The organism is Bacillus cereus group sp. MYBK245-2 (assembly GCF_051916145.1).
Classification (GTDB): domain Bacteria; phylum Bacillota; class Bacilli; order Bacillales; family Bacillaceae_G; genus Bacillus_A; species Bacillus_A pacificus.
On record NZ_JBQAGB010000001.1, the window covers coordinates 68,478 to 88,225 of the forward strand.

The window sequence follows — 19,748 nt, forward strand, 5'->3', positions numbered from 1 at the left end:
CAGGATGCTCTTTCTGCATTTATTTTTTCTTTATTTGCAAGTGATCACACAGAGAACATTGAAAAGGAATTTTCCCTAAACAATTAAGATTCGTTTCGCAAATTTGTTGTATCGTTGGAACGAACGGAATGACGACTATATTACTTTCTACTATTTGTGTAACAGGTGGCAATACTGTACCTACTTGATGTTCGAAACGAATACTCGCTTGATTAATATAATTTCCTGAACCACTTGGTGCACTCTGCACTACTACTTGGAACGAAACGGTTCGCGCTTGACCAGGATTTAAACTTCCTATAAGAAATCCTGATACTGGGTTTACATTTGGCACTGACGTATTATCAACCGCTACAGTTCCAAGGACAAATTGAACACTACTATCTAACATATCTTGAAAACGAATATTTTGTATTGCTGTATCCCCCGTATTTGTAATAACTGTCGTAAACGTAATAACATCTCCAATCGTTGCTGCCTGTAAATCTGCTGTTTTTACGACTGTCGTTGAGACATTTTGAGAAATAAACGGGATAACAACTGTATTGCTATCACCTTCAACTAATACTGGCGGCTCATTCGGGGTTACAATTGCAAGCCCATTTGCTATAGCAGTATTTGTAACTAAATTATTTATTTGTCCTCCTGTTATTACAACTTGGAAATTAATAATTGCCGCATCATTTGGCTGAAAATCACCTAACGGGATACCAGTATTCGGATTGGCAAATGGGAGAGGTACATCATTTACCGTTACCGTGCCATTTATAAATAACGTATTCGGATCAATGATATCTGTTAAAATAATATTCGTCACAGGAACTGTACTGTCATTTATAACGGCGATTCCGTAAGTGATAACATCTCCTACCATCGCTACTTCAAAGTTTGCTCCTTTTGCAACAAATAAGATTGCAGTATTTACCGTTACTATAACTGTATTGCTCGTATCCATCACTGTAACTGGCGGCTCTCCTGGTACTAAAATATATTCTGCCAACGCCCCTGCAACGTTCACTACTGTACCACCATCTGGAAAACTTGTAATCGTAGCTTTATATGTTACAAGTACGGTCTCACCAACTGGAATATCTTGTATCGTAAATCCGAGCTGCGGATTTAACCCCGGCTGTGAAACTCCATTTATCGTTACACTATTTGCGACGAAATCGGCTTCTGGAGATAGCACATCTATAAATTGAACATTCATTGCATCAGCAGTACCAGTATTTAATATACGAACCGTATACGTTACCGTTTCTCCTACTCCAACAACTGAATGATCTACTTCTTTTAGCATATCTAAGCTGCCTCTATTTACTGGCGTAACCGTCGTATTACTTGAATTCGTAATTGTAAACGGAGGTTCTCCTGGAATCAATTCGAAATCACCCGTTACTCTCGCTGTATTCATAATACTACTAGAAGGTGGAACCGCGATTACATTTACTTCAAATGTAATTAATACACTATCTCCTACTGCAAGATTCGGTAATGAAAAGCCTACAAATGGATCTAAGCCTACTTGCGGAATTCCATTTATTTGTACACTTCCAGGAACGAATTCTAAACTAGGTGATGGGACGTCAACAAACTGAACATTCGTCGCTGTTACCGTTCCCGTATTTGTAACTTGCACACTATACGTTAACGTATCTCCTACTCGCGTTGCTTGTTTATTTACTGTTTTTATTACATTGAAGCGCCCTCTATTCACCCTCGTTATTGTCGTATTACTTGGCTGATTTACTATAACTGGTGGCTCTCCTGGCACTAAAGTAAAGCTTCCTGTTATATTTGCAACGTTCGTAATTGTTCCTGATGACGGGATGTTTGTAACTGTCGCTTGAAACGTCACGATAACCGTTTCACCAACTGGTATATCTCCAACTCCAAATCCAGTAATCGGATTTAAGTTTGGTTGCGGGGCTCCATTTATCGTTACACTATTTGCTACAAATGACGCACCTGTTGAAATGGTATCAATAAACTGAACATTGTTAGCTGTTACTGTTCCTGTATTCGTTATTTGTACTGTATACGTCAATATATCTCCCACTAGAGTAGCGACTCTATTTACTTGTTTAATAGCATTAAAGCGTCCTCTATTTACAGTTGTGAGTGTTGTATTACTTGGCTGATTTACTATAACTGGTGGTTCTCCTGGTACTAATATAAAGCTTCCAGTAACATTTGCCGTATTGGCAATTGTTCCGTTTGACGGAACGCTAACAACTGTTACTTGGAATGTGACTTCTACACTTTCACCTGGATTTATATCTGGAAGCGTGAACCCATTATTCGGATTGAACCCAGGTTGTAACACACCGTTTATCGTTACACTGTTCGGTATGAATGTTATAGAGGAAGGTAATACATCACTATATTGAACATTCGTTGCTATCACGGTTCCCGTATTTTGAACTACTGTTGTATATGTGATTGTATCGCCTACCGCAACAACCGGCTGACTTACTGATTTTAATACATTTAAACCAGGCTCATTGATTTCTGTTAATGTCGTATTACTCGTCGTTGTTTCCGTAATAGGCGGCTCTGTTTCACTTACTGTAAATGTAGCTGTAACGTCTACAAAGTTAACAACTGTTCCACCTTGAGGTATGCTCGTTACCATCTCTCGGTATGTGACAAGTACAGAATCACCTACAGGTATATCTGGAACTGTAAAGCCTATGAATGGATCTAGTCCAGGTTCTGGTATTCCATTTATACTCACACTTCCTGGAACAAATGCTACACCACTCGTACTAGAATCAAGAAATTGAACATTCGTTGCCGGTACTGTTCCAAAATTAGAAATTAGTACATCATAGGTTAATATTTCTCCAACCGTCGCTGCCTCTTTATCTACTATTTTCACTGGAGAAATTGAAGCTATATTAATTGTCGTAACGACTAAATTCGTTAATATCGTTTGCGTAATCGGTGGCTCCTGCGGATTTGGTTGTGAAGTAAACGTAACGTCAGCATCATTTAATATGACTTCATTATCTGGAATTTCCGTAATGGTCACTTGGAACGTTACAGAAATACTCGCACCAGTATTTAATAACGGAGTAACTGTAAAGCCTATTTCTGGATTTAATCCAGGTTGCTGTATTCCACCTATCGTTACACTGTTCTCAACAAACGTCGTCCCTTCTGGAATGACATCCTGGAAGAGTACGTCTGTAACAGGGATAATTCCTACATTCGTTATTAACACTGTATACGTTAATACATCTCCAACAGCTCCGGCGGCAACATTTACTGTTTTTGTTGCTGTCACTTCGCCAGGAGGAGGTAATGGTATTGTAACTACCGTTGTATTACTTGAATTCGTTGTTGTTACAGGTGGTTGTAAAGGATTTAATAAGAAAGTGGCTGTAGCAGATGCTGTATTTAATACTGCTCCGCGTGTAGACGGTGCAACTACCGTAACTTGGAACGTTACTGTCAATGATGTTCCAGCTGCAATATTAGGAAGCAGGAAACCTACATTTGGGTCAAATCCAGGTTGTGGCGTTCCATTTATCGTCACACTATTTGCTACAAATGTTGTTTCTAGAGCAATTGGATCAATGAAAGAGACATTCGTTGCTGTTACTGTGCCGTTATTTCGAATGACAACAGAATACGTGTAAGTTTCTCCAAGTGCTGCTTGTTGTACAGATGAAGATTTTTGTATATTTAACTGTGCTGTATTTACTTGTGTCACTACAAAATTACTAGTTGTAGTAGTTGTTATAGGAGGATCTGCTGGATTAATAAGGAAACTTGCGGTAACGTTTGATTGGTTTCTTATATTTCCACCACTCGGAACACTTGTCACTGTCACTTGGAACGTAATTGTAGCAGTTTGCCCCACCGGAATATTGGTAACAGGAAAACCCGCTATAGGATTCGCACCTTGCTGAACGACTCCATTGATCGTTACACTATTCGCTACAAATGTAGCTCCAGATGGGATTGGATCTTGAAAAATAATATTCGTTGCAGGAACAGTTCCTGTATTTTGAATAAGAATCGTATACGTTAACGTATCTCCTACTCCCGCTTGTGTTGTATTTACACTCTTCATTACATTAAGCGATCCCACATTCACTCGCGTCACAACAATATTACTAATCGTTACAATTGTAATTGGTGGCTGGAGAGGACTGACTTGGAAATCCGCAGTTACATTCGCATTATTCGGAAGAACTCTATTTGGTGGTTCACTTGTGATTGTCACTTGAAAAGTAACTGTTACTGTCCCTCCTACTGGAATATTAGCAAGCGGAAATCCAGAGGTCGGATCTAAACCCGATTGCGGGGCTCCGTTTATTGTTACACTATTCGCTACAAAAGTGGTTCCAACTGGAATCGGATCAAGGAATGATACATTTGTCGCTGCTACTGTTCCACTATTTTGTATAAGAACTGTATACGTTAACGTATCTCCTACACCAGCTTCAGTAGCACTTACACTTTTCATTACATTTAATCCTGAAGAATTCACGACCGTCATAACAGTATTACTTGGTACTGTTACAGTAATTGGTGGCTCTGTTGGATTCAGAAGGAAATCTCCAGTGACATTCGCATTATTTACAACATTATTTCCTTGGGGAATTTCATCAATTAATACTTCAAACGTAACAATTACATTCGCGCCAGTAGGCAAATCATTTAACGGGAATCCAAGTTCTGGATCTGCACCTTCTTGTAAAATACCATTAACAAATACACTGTTTTCAATAAATAATGTTCCTTGTGGAATTGAATCTTGGAAAAACACATTTGTAGCTGGTACACTACCTGCATTTATAATTTCGATTGTATATACTAAAATATCGCCTACGGTTGCCACATCCGTATTCACTGCTTTCACAACTTCAAAATTCCCTGATTGTACAGTTGTATTCACTAGGTTACTCGGAATAGTAATCGTAACTGGTGGTTCACTCGGATTCACTTGAAAACTTGCTGTGACATTCGCGCGGTTTAAAATATCTTCATCTCCTGGATCCTGTACAATTACTACTTCAAATGTGACTACAACCGTTTGAGCCGCAGGAATATTTGGAAGAGAAAATCCTGTATTCGGATTCAATCCACTTTGTGGTACTCCATTAATTGTTACAGAATTTGCAACGAAAGAAACAGCGGAAGAAATAGTGTCTTGGAATAACACATTTGTTAGGGGAACGTTTCCTGTATTTTGAACGGCAATCGTATATGTTAAAGTATCTCCTACTGCTGCTTGCGTTGTATTCACTTCTTTTATTACATTTAAACCGCCTGTATTAATTTGTGTTACCACTGTATTCGTCATTCTATTAATTGTAACTGGTGGCTGATTCGGATTAACAACAAAATCAGCAGATATACTCCCCCGATTCGCAATCGTACCTCCCGATGGTGTAGATGTAACTCGCACTTGAAATGTAACGGTCCTACTTCCGCCAGGAGATATATTAGCTACTGTAAACCCAGTCGCTGGATTTGCCCCAGGTTGTGAAACCCCGTCCACAGTCACACTATTTGCGATAAAAGTCGTTCCAACTGGAATCGGATCTTGAAAAATAACATTTGTCGCAAGTACATTTCCGATATTCTCAATAGTAATAGTGTACGTAAGAACGTCATTCACTGTCGCAAAAGCTCTATCTACTGTTTTTCTCGTTCTTATATCAGCTATATTAATAGTAGTCACTACAGTATTACTTGTCGCTTGCCCTGAAACTGGTTGTTGACCAGGCACTGGGGTAAAGGTAAAGGTTGCACTCGCACGGTTCGGAATTGGATTGACAAGAGGATTAGATGTTACTCGAACTTGAAAGCGCACTACAGTCGTTTGTGAAGCATTAATACTTCCTAGATTAATACTACTTGCTGGATTCGCTCCTGGACGCGCTACTCCATTCACTGTAACACTATTTGGAACAAATGTTGTGCCAGCCGGGATGCTATCAACAAAAATCACATTGTTTGCAGCAACATTCCCATTATTTGTGACATTAACCGTGTATGTTAATACATCATTAAGTGTTGCCGTCTGTAAATCTACAGATTTTTGCATACTAATAGTTGCTTGGTTCACTATCGTTTGTACTGTATTTGAAGAAGACATACTAGTAATAAGTGGACTACCGACGAAAGGACGGAATTGATAAGACACCATTGCACGATTGGGAATAGGATTTGGATTCGGAAACGATGTTATTCGTACTTGAAATGTAACAACTCTTTGCGTGTTATTTGGGATTGTTCCTAAATTAATTCCATTAGCAGGGTTTGCATTCGGCTGTGTTACTCCCCCTACCGTTACACTACCTGCTATAAACGTCGTTCCGTTCGGAATACTATCTCGTAATACAACGTTTTCTGCACTCCCTGTTCCTGTATTCGGGACCGTAATCGTATAAGTGAGAGTATCCCCTACCCCTGCGACTGTTCTATTAACCGATTTAACAGGATTAATAATTGGACCTGTTGCATCAATTTGAACACCAAAACCAGCTGCAGCGTATCCATCTCCATTTGTAACGAAGCGAACAGTTGCTGACGTCTGATTGTTTACTAAAGATGAGGAGGCATCTACATTCGTAATATCCCACCCTTGTCTTCGGATCGCTAAAGCGATTCCTAACGGCTGATTCAGATTTCCAAATGTACCACTCGTATCTAAATTTCCATTGTCATTACAAATTTGTGACTGAAAGAAATTATTTGCAGGGTTTCTCGGTCCGAATAATGCAACTGTAGCATTTGCATTCGGTCCAAAGCGAAGTTGATCTCCAACAATGTTAGAATCACCTTCTTGGGCAGTTACGAGTACCCTTCCTGTAACAATTCCCGTAGACGGTGTTGCAAAACCTGAAATAAGAGCATCAACTGGCGGGGATGAAGCATCAATAATTTCTTGTCCTGCATACACTGATAAATTCCTTAGTGGTAAACTCGCATTTTGATACACAACCTCAAGCGTCCAACCAACTGAACGACTAATTGTTGAATCAGCTGATGTTCTTGCAGCTGGCACAGCACCTGTTGTATATGTCCCGGCCCCAGCCGCACTAACAAGGTTCGTTACATTAGCAGAGCGACTATAATAAAACTGCTTCCCTACTGAACCTTGCTGCGCAGTTGCTGGGTCTGGTGCAACAGAAAATGTTCCCACTGGTGTTGTAAAGGTGATATCATCATTTAAAAACGCAGTAACATCCTCAGTATCAGTCCGGTATGTGCCAGCCCACACAAGTTCTGCGTATAAGACGCTACTCCCTGCTGGAAGGTTTAAAATTGCACTCGAAGAATTTAATGGCCAATCATTCGTCGTTCCTGCTGGGAATCCAGGTACTTGAAGTGATGTATTCACCGTTGTGAATACATCAATCGTACCAAAATTATTACCTGGTGCAGGTGATGTCGGACTTAGTCCTAACGTGTTCCCAGTGAACGTGACGGCACCAGTTACTGTTGTCGTAAAGCGATTCATAAAAGGCACACAATCATCTCATTTCATTTATAGTAAAAAGTGCTCTATACTATAAAATGTAGACAAACTATGTAATGTACGTTGTCCAACAAAATTCCACATATATGGAGAGGAGTTTACTACACTATGCGCTACGTTATCATAACAGGAACTTCACAAGGTTTAGGTGAGGCAATTGCTACGCAATTGTTAGAAGAAAATACAACTGTCATCTCTATTTCTAGAAGAGAAAATAAAGAGCTTACGAAACTTGCAAAACAATATAATAGCAATTGTATTTTCCACTCCTTAGATCTTCAAGATGTACATAATTTAGAAACGAACTTTAACAAAATCATTTCATCTATTCAAGAAGACAGTGTATCTTCTATTCATTTAATTAATAATGCGGGCACAGTTGCACCTATGAAACCAATTGAAAAAGCAGAAAGCGAACAATTCATTACGAACGTTCACATTAATTTACTTGCCCCTATGATTCTTACATCTACTTTCATGAAACATACGAAAGAATGGAAAGCAGATAAACGCGTTATTAACATTTCATCTGGCGCAGGAAAAAACCCTTACTTTGGCTGGGGCGCTTATTGTACAACGAAAGCTGGTGTAAATATGTTTACACAGTGCGTAGCAACTGAAGAAGTGGAAAAAGAATATCCAGTAAAAATCGTCGCTTTTGCACCTGGCGTTGTTGATACAAATATGCAATCACAAATTCGTGAAACAAATAAAGAAGATTTCATAAATTTGGACCGCTTCATTGCATTAAAAGAAGAAGGAAAACTCTTATCACCCGAATATGTTGCGAAAGCTATTCGTAACTTACTAGAAACTGAGGACTTCCCTCAAGGCGAGGTTATTAGAATCGATGAATAACAAAAAGGCGTGCTAAAATAGCACGCCTTTTTGTTCTACTTCTCTAAAAATATAAGCACAGACTCCGCAATTTGCTCATAACCAATTTCTTGATAAATTTTATTCGATGTCGGATTCGCTAGATCAGTATATAACGTAGTCGTCTTGTACCCTTCATCTAACATACGTTGACTAAGTGCCGCTACACAATTAGATGCGTATCCCTTTTTCCTTGCTTCTTTCGGCGTATATACGAAATTAACTGTTATATTATTTTTAGTTGGACGTGTTTTTGCAGCTACAGAAACAAGTTTCCCGTCTACTTCTAGACCAAATAAACGATGATTAGTAATTAATGTACGTGCGGTTTGTTCTGCTTCTTCTTTCGTAGTAGGAAGATTCACATCTTTGCAAAATTGATATATCCACTCTTCTATTAATGTTAGTTCATCACTACTTACTTCTCGAAAAAAAATATCCTCGCTCGGTTTCTTCTTCACTTCTTTCAACTCATATACTCCTTGCTTCATTACAACATTCGTTTTCTTATTTTCTAGCACTGCAATCTCTTCTGCTAAGTGCTGTACAACTTTCTTATCACCAATTAATCCAGGAATATCCGGATATATTTTCGTTAACTCTTTTGCAAGCTCCTTGATAGCTACTCCCGAAATTTCAGAAGTTGCAACAATGATTTGTTTCTTCTCTTCTGTTTGAAGAAATACAACCGCAATTTCTTCTCCTTGTTTCGCTATCCCCATAAATATCGGTTGCTGGACCATTTGTAATACGCCTAATATAAGATTATTTTCCTGTTCATTCTTTTCTAGAAATAGTGTAACTTCTTCTTTAAAATTAACAATCTCTTCATATACATGCAATTGAATCATCGACAATCTCTTCTCTCTATTTATAATTTTATTAAGGTATTGGCGATTAATTCATTAAATTCCTCTTTTACGATTCAATAATATTTGAAGCTAACGTATTCAAATTATTTTCAGCTTGTAAAATTCTCTGTTTTTCCTTTTCAAATACCTCTTCTTCTTGTCGAAATGACTCTTTTCGATTGTTAATCATGCGCTCCATTTCTTTTTTACTCGGCCCACCGTATACATTTCTTTTTTGTATAAAAGCTTCTGGCGATATAATTTCTTTCCACTCTTTTTCTAATAAAGTTATATTAAATTTTTCTTGTAAGTACATATTCACATCTTTCAAATGTAATTCATAAAGCTCCTTTTTCTGCTCCAATAACATATTTGCAATAGCACTTGCTGCATGATGCGCATGCCGAAATGGAATGTCATAGTTTTTTGTTAAAACATCTGCGAAATCAGTTATCGTAATTGCATGTTTATAGGAACGGCTTTTCAACGTTTCTTCTTCTACTTTCATCGTTCGAATAACTGCATTCATAATAGAAAAAACACGAATAGTCTTTTCAATCCCTTTATATAAATACGGTTGCAAGTCATCCTCTGTATCAACAATATCACCAAATGGTGTATTATGAATCATTTGAAATACTGTAAATGCTTCTCCTAAAGCGCTACTCGTAATCGCACGCGCATGCTCAATTGAAACTGGATTTCGCTTTTGCGGCATAATACTACTAATCTGTACATACGGCTTTGCAACAGTAATACCATCATATTCTTTCGTCGCTAATAGTAAGAAGTCATGAATCCATCTGCTCGTATTCGTCATCATTACCATAAGTAACGAGCTAACTTCTAATAAATAATCCGCTCCAGCAACAGCATCATATGAGTTCTCAATTACATTTGTAAACCCAAGTAAATCGGCAACTCGCTCTCGTTTAATTGGGAAACTTGTTGTAGAAAGCGCAGCGGCTCCCATTGGCGACTGATTTAAAAGTTTGTACGTTTTTTTCATGCGTTCTAAATCTCTCTGCATCGTATCATAAATTGCTAACGTATAATGACCAAATGTCGTTGGCTGCGCTGGTTGTGTATGTGTATAAGCTGGCATAATCGTTTCCTTATGATCAGAAGCAAGTTGCAGCATACTTTCCTGCAATAACAAATGATGTTCCATTAATCGTAATACATACCGTCTTAAACTCATGCGATACATCGTTACACCCATATCATTTCTACTTCTACCAATATGCATATTACTTACAAAATCGCTTTTTGCTTCTTGAGAAATTAAATGTTCCACTAAAAAAAAGAGATCTTCATGCTGCTCTGTATAGAGCAATTGCTCTTCTGGCATTCCCTCTACCTTTTTTAATGCGTGTAATATAACTTTACCTTCTTCCTTTTTCATTAAATTTTCTTCCATCAGCATTGTAATATGCGCTTTATGCACTTGAAACATATCTTTCAATAAGTAATTTCGTTGAAAATTAAATACATGTTGTAATACACAATCCACATATGTTTTCCCAGGGAAATCAGCGCCTTCACTCTTTATAAACTCTTCTTTATTTTGTTTCATCACCTTTTCCCCTTTCACCTAAGTATTACTACCCATCATACCCAGATATAGCAAAAAAGTGCTTGTATATAAAAATAAACTCGGCGCCTCTGCACCGAGTTTATTTAATAAAAGTCGCATCATACTTATCACTTTGCAACACTTGGAAATGCAAGTTTGCTAAATGTTTCCGTATTTCTACACTGTCGTCCTCATTTAAATTATTTGCTAAAAACACTATTTCTGTACAGTTCCCGCGTTTATCCATCGCGTAAACTGCTTTTGTAACTGTCCATGGCGTATAACCATTTTTTTGCCCTGCATGTCTAAATGTTTTACGATATTTCTTAGCGCTCATATCTGTTTCAACGATATTCGCCCATACTTTTTCTTCAGCTTCTGTTAGGCCACCTTTATGATTCGCCTTTTGAAGCAGTACCATATAATCGTTTGCAGAAGCAGCTGGCAATCGATCTGACCAAATTTTATCGTAACGTTCCTCTAAGTAAAGAGGAATTTCCTTCTGTAATAATGGCCCCTTCTTTTTTAAGCGTTCATGAATAATCATTGCATATTCACGATATTGCTCTTGAGACATTTCTTTTAACTTTTTCTCTATTTTATATTTCGGAACATGTAATTCTTTATGCAAATATCCTGGAATGTATAAAGATGAAACGATTGGAAATAGCGGCTGATGTGCTGGAAGCGATAAACTTTGTAAATTCCGATTAATATTATCTAATCCTAACACTTCCATTAAATATTCAGCATTCGCATTCGAACTAAACTTAACCATTCCTTTTGCCACTTCTTCTAAAGAAACCGCTCCTTCAGTTATCTTGCCTGTCTTCTCCAAATATCTTTGCCATCTATCTTGTGCACCACCATCTGTATTCGGTACATAATAACGATTCACGTCATTAATGGAAACAAAACTAGACGAATCAATTTTCCCTTCCGTAACTTGTTTCGTATATTCAAGCGCCACAATTAATTTCATTGTACTAGCAACTGGCAATACAACGTTAGGATTGACAGAATAAACAACTTTATCATTTCTCTTTACTAGAAGCGCACTATTTTTTTCATCTTTATGTTCTTCAATAAAGGATGCAATATACTGTGCATCATCATTATTTGAACTCCACACTTTTTTCACTAAAAAGTTACCCGATATTAGCAAAACGAAAATACCCACAATCACTGCGCATACTATAGTTTTTTTCAAATAAAATTCCTCTCCTATTGTGTAACTCTTCTCTATCTATCTCTTACAAACAAAATAATGGAGATGATTATTTTAGTAATCATCTCCATTATTTTAACTTGTATTCTCCCATTATGTCTACGTCATAATTTTAACGAAATCTTCGAGGAATTTTTTATAATGTAACGACCAACCAATTCGCACCCAATTCTTTAATGCTTTTGAGTCAGGTTGAGGCCGGAAATCAGCAATACTCTCTCCTTTTGCAATTCCAACTGTATCTACATCGACTCGGCGATATACATAATCCAAAAGGGACGGATTTGCCGCAACCATCATTGTAACGACGTCATGTACTGGACTACCTGTTATTTTCGGGTTTAACTTTTTATATGCTTTATAATAATACGTAAATATCGGCTCGATCAACTTATTGAAACTCGTTTTAGAGTGTTTTGTAATATATTTTACCATTTCCGGCGTAATAATAGCTTCAGATGTAACGTTAAGTGGCACTAATGTCACATTCTTAGCATTTTGCATAACTAATTGTGACGCAATGGGATCACCATGAAAATTTGCCTCTGCGACTGGTGTCACATTTCCAGGCATTAAAAAAGCACCGCCCATTATATAATATTCTTTCACAAACTTCATCATCGGCTTTTCTAAAATAAACGCTGTCGCAAGTGTCGTTGACCTGCCAGCATCAACTATAATTAATTCTCCTTTATATTTTTCAAGAATATCAAAAAACACACAAAAAGGCTTTATATTTGGAGAAAGATTTTTCGGAGGACGAATTGGTCCTAAACCTTCTGCCCCGTGAATTTCCGGATAGTATGTTGTAATATCTCCTGATAAAGGAATCTTCGCACCATTAATAACCGGTATATCTTCCCTTCCTGCTAACTGTAATAAATATGCTGCATTACTCGTCGCCTTTTCTTGCGTTACATTTCCATATCCCGTTACTACGCCGACAATATCAATATCAGGATGCAACAATCCATACATAATTGCTAAAGAGTCATCAATTCCCGGGTCTCCTAAAAATAATACTTTTTTCATCGACCTCAACTCCATCCCCCTCAATTGTTATTAATTTATGAATAGTCATTGATATACAGAATAAAAAAGAACAAATTCATACGAAAAAACGCAGTCCTATAAGGACTACGTTTTTCATATAACCTATGCTGTTTTTTTCACAGCACTCATACTTCCAATGATGTAAGCGATAAACGCTAAGCAAATCGGGAAGACAACCGTATGTATACCGAACGGATTTGGGTAGAAAAGATGGATACACATATATGACCCTACTCCAACTACAATAGACGCAAGCGCTCCTGTTGCATTTCCTTTTCTCCAATATAACCCTAATACGATCGGCCAAATGAATGCTGCTTCTAATCCACCGAAAGAAAATAAATTTAACCATATTAAAAAATCTGGTGGTTTAATTGCTGCTGCATAAACGAGCAGCCCTACGATAGCAGTAATCCATAAACTTCCTTTTCTAATCGTACTATCTGTCGCATCTTTATTTATGTAATTCACGTATATATCTTTAATGATTGATGAACTTACAAGTAGCAATAACGAGTTTACTGTAGACATAATGGCTGCCATTGGTGCAGCTAAGAAAACCCCAGCTAGCCACGGTGGCAACACTTCCATCGCGAGTAGCGGCATTACTTTATCTGGTACTGTTATACCTGGAAGTACGACTCGTGCGAACACACCCGTTAAATGCATACCAATCATAATGGTACCCACAACAATCGTCCCAATTATTAACGCTTGATGCATCGCTTTTGAATTTTTATAAGACATGGCACGCACACTAATTTGCGGTAAACCAACAACGCCAATTCCAATTAAAATCCAAAATGATGTCACATATGATTTCGTTAAGCTTCCATCCGCTCCGAATGGTGTAATTAAATTCGGATTGATTTGAACAAGTTCCTGCATAATCTTTTCAATTCCACCACCGGCAACGACAGTAGCGATTAAAATGATTGTCGTCCCAACTAACATAATGATACCTAATAACGTATCTGATAAAGCAACTGCACGAAATCCACCAATTAATACGTACACAAGTACAGAAAAAGTAAATAAAAATAGTGCTGTTGTATAAGAAAGACCCGTTAGCGACTCAATTAATCGGCCACCGCCGACCCACTGAGCTACTGTTGCTGAAAATAAAAAGATAATAATACATAACGCAGAAAGTATGACAACTGCTTTATTATTGTATCTTCCCTTTAAATAATCGATAAGAGTAATAGCTTCCATCTTCCTAGCAATAATGGCAAACTTTTTACCGATAACTGTTAAAACGATATACCCTGTTACAACTTGAATCGCAGATAACAATACCCATCCAAGCCCCATATTGTATGCTATACCAGGGCCACCAATAAAGCTACTAGCACTACCGTACGTAGCAATCATTGTCATTGCTAATAATAAACCACCGAGCTCACGCCCACCTAAAAAATATTCTTGCAAAAACTTATTATGGGCAGTCGCTTGTACACGTCTTGAAGCATATACACCAATTAAAAATACAACGATAAACGAAATTATCATTGGAATGATTACATACCAATTCATCTATTATTCCTCACTTTTTTCTTCCTCATCGAGTGAAATATCTTGAAATACAAAACGAACAACTAAACTAAGTAAAATAACCATAACGATAAAACCAACGATACAGCTATAAAAAAACCATGCTGGAAAACCAAATACATATGTATATTCACTTGGATTTTTACTACCAAGCCCATAAGCAAATCCGTACCATATTATAAAATTGATAATAGCAAGTCCAAGACCAATTAACGCTTCTCTATGGGCGATTCGAAAGCGTGGATCATCATGATAATTCTTCATTTTTCTCCCTCCTCTCACGATGTATTATTGTACCATTGTTCTTCTAGTTTTTCCTACTAGAAAGCAAAAACAAGCAGGATTTTTTATAATCATATAGAAGACTTTCTTACATTACATATTTTTTACAATTGTAACACAAATGAAATTTGAATTTTCAGTATTTGTTAATTATGATTTTAATTAGAGGCTTTCCATCTAGTTTCCACATCCTTGATTTCGGAATAAACGCCGTCTCGTACTGCGTTTACATTATATTTTCAAGGGGGTTATACAATGAGTCAACTAGCTGTAAATCTTCATGAAAAGGTAGAAAAGTTTCTTCAAGGTACAAAAAAGTTATATGTGAATGGATCCTTTATTGAAAGCGCTTCCGGCAAAACATTTAACACACCTAACCCAGCAACTGGCGAAACACTTGCCGTCGTTTCTGAAGCTGGTCGCGAAGATATTCATAAAGCTGTCGTTGCAGCTCGCATGGCTTTTGACGAAGGTCCTTGGTCTCGCATGAGCACTGCTGAGCGAAGCCGGCTTATGTACAAGTTAGCTGATTTAATGGAAGAACATAAAGAAGAGCTTGCACAGCTTGAAACGCTAGATAACGGAAAGCCAATCCGTGAAACAATGGCAGCAGACATACCACTCGCAATTGAACATATGCGCTATTATGCCGGCTGGGCGACGAAAATCGTTGGTCAAACAATCCCTGTTTCCGGTGATTACTTTAACTATACACGTCATGAACCTGTTGGTGTCGTTGGTCAAATTATCCCTTGGAACTTCCCGCTTCTTATGGCAATGTGGAAAATGGGAGCAGCGCTTGCTACAGGATGTACAATCGTTTTAAAACCTGCAGAACAAACTCCACTATCTGCCTTATACTTAGCTGAATTAATTGAAGAAGCTGGATTCCCGAAAGGTGTTATTAATATCGTTCCTGGATTCGGTGAATCAGCTGGACAAGCTCTTGTTAATCATCCACTCGTTGATAAAATTGCATTTACTGGTTCTACTCCAGTCGGTAAGCAAATTATGCGCCAAGCATCTGAAACATTAAAGCGCGTTACACTTGAGTTAGGCGGTAAATCACCAAATATCATCTTGCCAGATGCTGATTTATCTCGCGCGATTCCTGGCGCACTTTCTGGTGTTATGTTTAACCAAGGACAAGTATGCTCTGCTGGATCACGTTTATTTGTTCCGAAGAAAATGTATGATAATGTCATGGCTGACCTTGTCCTTTACTCTAAAAAATTAAATCAAGGTGCTGGCTTAAGTCCAGAAACTACAATCGGTCCTCTCGTTTCCGAAGAACAACAAAAACGTGTAATGGGCTACATCGAAAAAGGGATTGAAGAAGGTGCTGAAGTACTTTGCGGAGGAAGTAATCCATTTGATCAAGGCTACTTCGTTTCTCCTACAGTATTCGCTGACGTAAATGATGAAATGACGATTGCAAAAGAAGAAATTTTCGGTCCAGTTATTTCTGCTATACCGTTTAACGATATTGATGAAGTAATTGAACGTGCAAATAAATCACAATTTGGCTTAGCAGCTGGTGTGTGGACAGAAAATGTTAAAACAGCACACTACGTTGCAAGTAAAGTACGCGCTGGTACAGTATGGGTAAACTGTTATAACGTCTTTGATGCAGCATCTCCATTTGGAGGATTTAAACAATCCGGTCTTGGTCGTGAAATGGGATCTTATGCATTAAATAACTATACAGAAGTGAAGAGCGTTTGGCTTAACTTAAATTAAAGAGAAAGAACCTGACCTATCCGGTCAGGTTCTTTTCATTATGTATGTCTTTAAACTTGCAGTCCCCCGCTCACATTTAATACTTCTCCTGTAATATAGGATGCGTATTCTGATGCTAAGAAGGCAGCTGCGTTCGCAATATCTTCTGGCGTTCCAATTCTACCAACCGGAATCGCGCCGACCATCTTTTCTTTCACTTTATCTGGTATCGTTTTTGTCATATCTGTATCCATAAATCCTGGGCAAATCGCATTACACGTAATACCGAAATTTCCAACTTCTTTCGCTGCCGTTTTCGTTAAACCTACAACGCCTGCCTTCGTAGCTGCATAGTTTGCTTGACCTATGTTTCCTTCTCTACTAATTGAAGATATATTAATAATACGTCCATACCCTTGTTGTCTCATGTAAAGCAGCGCTGGTTGCATACAATAAAAAACTCCAGTTAAGTTCACTTGTAATACTTGTTCCCAAGCAGACTTCTCCATTTTATGTAACATTGCATCTCTTGTAATTCCAGCGTTATTCACTAAAATATGTAATGTTCCGAATTTTTGAACCGCATATTCAATTAACGACTTTGCTTCATTTTGATTACTCACATCACATCGATATAAGCTCACTTCATATCCTTCATCCGATAACTCACGTGTCGTTTTTTGTAGCTTCTCTTCATTTACATCACTAATTAATACTTTCGCCCCTAGTTTTGCATAAACCTTTGCAATCTCTTTTCCAATTCCCTGTGCAGCTCCTGTTACAACAGCTGTTTTCCCATTTAAAAACTTCATCCCTATCCCCCATTTCTATTACTTATACTGTATATTTCGGCTTTTTACTTTCCAATTCCTCTTTGTATAAAAAAGTCTATTTGTGTCAAACTAACTTTGCAACGCCGCATAAAGTGTAAGGAGATTGTGTCGAATGAACAAAAAAAATTTCAAACAAAACAAAGCTACTGATGGCATTGATGTAGAGTTCTCTCGTGAACTTGCTGACCACAATGACTTAGAAGCAAACGCACGTGCAAATGCCGCTGATGCACGTCAAAAACGCCAGTCAACAGAAAAATAAGGAAAGCACAACCTTATTCTTTTCAACAGGGACCTACTACCCAACAAAATAAACCGAGAAACATCTCTCGGTTTATTTTTGATATTTTTTTGTATAATGTGCCAAAGTAAGTAGCGGATAAATTTGGGCATAGCTATGATAACGAATATAAAACCCACCAGGTAAACCTGTTCCAGTAGGATATTTTTCATTCACATAAGGATTCGCAAGCAAATATGAAACGCCTTTTCGAATAGTTGGTGTTTCTTTATCATAGTAAGAAATGAGAGCATCTAACGCCCATGCTGTTTGAGATGGTGTACTAAATGGTAAAGTAACGAATCTTTTCTCCACACTACTTTGGCATGATTCTCCCCATCCACCATCTTCATGCTGTATATGTTCAAGCCATAAAGCTGCTCGTTTTAATGATGGATTGTTAGATGGAATTCCGAGTGACCGTAAACCAGTCATAACAGCCCACGTACCATATATATAACAAATCCCCCATTTCCCATACCAGGATCCATTTCTCTCTTGTACATTCATTAACCAATTTATCGCACTTTGTTTTTGTTTCTTAGGTAATTCATTTTGCGTATATGTCCCGAAAAGCTCTAACACTCTTCCTGTAATATCTGGTGTGGAAGGATCCGTAATCATATCACTTGCATTTTCGATTGGTAAATTCGCTAATAATTTGCTCGTCACACCTTTTTCGAACGCTCCCCAGCCACCATCATTATTTTGTAATCCTTTAATCCAATTGACCCCTTTCTTCCAAGCATTATCTATATTTTCGTTTCCTCTACTCCTTGCCAACGCTCTTAGCACAACTGTTGTATCATCGACATCTGGAATTGTCGTATTTACATCCGAAAAACCCCAACCACCTGGAGTAAGTGCGGGAGCATGTACGCTCCAATCAGCTTTTTTTGTATGCTGTTTTTTTAATAAATATGTTATTGTCTGTTGAATCATCTTGTGATCTTTCGGAACGTGGGCCTCTTGTAACGCATAGCTGAGTAAAGCTGTATCCCATACGGTCGAAGGAGAGTTTTGCAAGTGACTCCCTCTTTCCATCTTCCATATATAAGATGTTATCCCAGCTATAGCCTTTTGAATCAGTGATGATTGAAGAGAATGCCCTAACGCAAGTAAAGCATAAATCATATAAAACGAGGCAGTTGCGTAACTATATAACGTTCCATTTTCATCAATACGCTCTTTCATAAAACGTTCGACTTCCTCATATCCTTTATGATGTAACGAAAGTGGGTACGAGATAATTTGTTTTACATCACTTAATAACGTTTGAAACAACAGAGACCGATCCTCCCGAAACCATTGTCCGCCCTCGCCCGCAATGTGATTTAAATTTGGCAATAACTTTTTCCCTACTCGAAATCTTTTATTTAAACACACCATCATCGGAATTAAATGGATACGTGCTGAGCTACTCAATTCAAATATACTGAGGGGGGAATCATTCTGTAGAAACATGATTGGTGTTGGTAAATGAAAGAGTGAAGGATATTCATATTCTCCATGAATTGCTAATAAAAACTTCGTCATAAAATGAGCACGCGCCACGCCTCCGCGTTCCTTAATAAAATTTTCCGCTCGCTTCATATTCGCATCTTCTTTTGTATATTTTTTCGATGCTAGCAAGGCCGCATAAGATTGAATGGTAGCTGATAAATTACCTCCCACTTCATCTTCATACAATTTCCACGTTCCTTCATTTGTTTGAAGTGATGCTAACCTTTTTACAAACGGTTCTATCTCTTTATCTCTACCTAATAATTTTAATAAAAAAATCATATGGCAATCTGTTAATGGAGCTCCTTCAAAACAAAATCGCCACGTACCATCTTGCCGTTGCATCGTTTGAAGTGCATTTGCTCTTCTCGCTATTTCTTCATGCGCTTTTTCATATAATAACAAGTTACTCACCCACCCTTTCGAAATCCGTATAACGATATTCAAGAAGGTAGCTGAATATGTATGAATACAAAGAAAAGCAGAACATAT

12 protein-coding genes are annotated in these 19,748 nt (G+C 37.8%); 3 read left to right on the plus strand and 9 right to left on the minus strand.

Features of this window, described 5'->3' with window-relative positions; translation table 11 throughout:
- Positions 1 to 19: 19 nt before the first annotated feature.
- A complete protein-coding gene (locus ACTFRN_RS00380; protein ID WP_088106467.1) occupies positions 20 to 7,492 on the minus strand; it encodes a DUF7507 domain-containing protein in 7,473 nt (2,490 codons plus the stop codon).
- Between the two features lie 117 nt (positions 7,493 to 7,609).
- On the opposite strand from ACTFRN_RS00380, the gene ACTFRN_RS00385 reads away from it, so the two are divergent.
- Positions 7,610 to 8,359: a (S)-benzoin forming benzil reductase gene (locus ACTFRN_RS00385; protein WP_001271047.1), complete on the plus strand. Its 750-nt coding sequence runs from the start codon at positions 7,610 to 7,612 to the stop codon at positions 8,357 to 8,359.
- A 35-nt stretch (positions 8,360 to 8,394) separates the two neighbouring features.
- On the opposite strand, the gene ACTFRN_RS00390 is transcribed toward ACTFRN_RS00385, so the two are convergent.
- The 6 genes from ACTFRN_RS00390 to ACTFRN_RS00415 all read right to left on the minus strand — a co-directional run bounded on the left by ACTFRN_RS00390 (position 8,395) and on the right by ACTFRN_RS00415 (position 14,903).
- Positions 8,395 to 9,228 carry a GNAT family N-acetyltransferase gene (locus ACTFRN_RS00390; protein WP_000615391.1) on the minus strand — a complete coding sequence of 278 codons (834 nt, stop codon included), beginning with the start codon at positions 9,226 to 9,228 and terminating at the stop codon, positions 8,395 to 8,397.
- Between the two features lie 67 nt (positions 9,229 to 9,295).
- Positions 9,296 to 10,804 (minus strand): argininosuccinate lyase, encoded by a 1,509-nt coding sequence (gene argH, locus ACTFRN_RS00395; RefSeq protein WP_000812401.1) that lies wholly within the window; start codon positions 10,802 to 10,804, stop codon positions 9,296 to 9,298.
- A gap of 100 nt (positions 10,805 to 10,904) precedes the next feature.
- Positions 10,905 to 12,014 (minus strand): serine hydrolase, encoded by a 1,110-nt coding sequence (locus tag ACTFRN_RS00400; RefSeq protein ID WP_000751371.1) that lies wholly within the window; start codon positions 12,012 to 12,014, stop codon positions 10,905 to 10,907.
- 117 nt (positions 12,015 to 12,131) lie between these two features.
- Positions 12,132 to 13,073: a nucleoside hydrolase gene (locus ACTFRN_RS00405; protein ID WP_306470986.1), complete on the minus strand. Its 942-nt coding sequence runs from the start codon at positions 13,071 to 13,073 to the stop codon at positions 12,132 to 12,134.
- Positions 13,074 to 13,187: 114 nt separating this feature from the next.
- Positions 13,188 to 14,621 (minus strand): sodium/pantothenate symporter, encoded by a 1,434-nt coding sequence (gene panF, locus ACTFRN_RS00410; protein ID WP_001104831.1) that lies wholly within the window; start codon positions 14,619 to 14,621, stop codon positions 13,188 to 13,190.
- A 3-nt stretch (positions 14,622 to 14,624) separates the two neighbouring features.
- Positions 14,625 to 14,903: a YhdT family protein gene (locus ACTFRN_RS00415; RefSeq protein WP_000800722.1), complete on the minus strand. Its 279-nt coding sequence runs from the start codon at positions 14,901 to 14,903 to the stop codon at positions 14,625 to 14,627.
- Between the two features lie 273 nt (positions 14,904 to 15,176).
- On the opposite strand from ACTFRN_RS00415, the gene dhaS reads away from it, so the two are divergent.
- Positions 15,177 to 16,661 carry an aldehyde dehydrogenase DhaS gene (dhaS, locus tag ACTFRN_RS00420; RefSeq protein ID WP_049111859.1) on the plus strand — a complete coding sequence of 495 codons (1,485 nt, stop codon included), beginning with the start codon at positions 15,177 to 15,179 and terminating at the stop codon, positions 16,659 to 16,661.
- A 50-nt stretch (positions 16,662 to 16,711) separates the two neighbouring features.
- Here the strand turns inward: dhaS and fabG are convergent, their stop codons facing one another.
- A complete protein-coding gene (gene fabG, locus ACTFRN_RS00425; RefSeq protein WP_000670493.1) occupies positions 16,712 to 17,452 on the minus strand; it encodes a 3-oxoacyl-ACP reductase FabG in 741 nt (246 codons plus the stop codon).
- Between the two features lie 133 nt (positions 17,453 to 17,585).
- Here fabG and ACTFRN_RS00430 point away from each other — a divergent pair, with 133 nt between their 5' ends.
- Entirely contained in the window at positions 17,586 to 17,735 is a 150-nt protein-coding gene (locus tag ACTFRN_RS00430) for a YfhD family protein (protein ID WP_001035808.1), read from the plus strand.
- Positions 17,736 to 17,807: 72 nt separating this feature from the next.
- Here the strand turns inward: ACTFRN_RS00430 and shc are convergent, their stop codons facing one another.
- Positions 17,808 to 19,661: a squalene--hopene cyclase gene (gene shc, locus ACTFRN_RS00435; protein WP_074567562.1), complete on the minus strand. Its 1,854-nt coding sequence runs from the start codon at positions 19,659 to 19,661 to the stop codon at positions 17,808 to 17,810.
- Between the last annotated feature and the right edge of the window lie 87 nt (positions 19,662 to 19,748).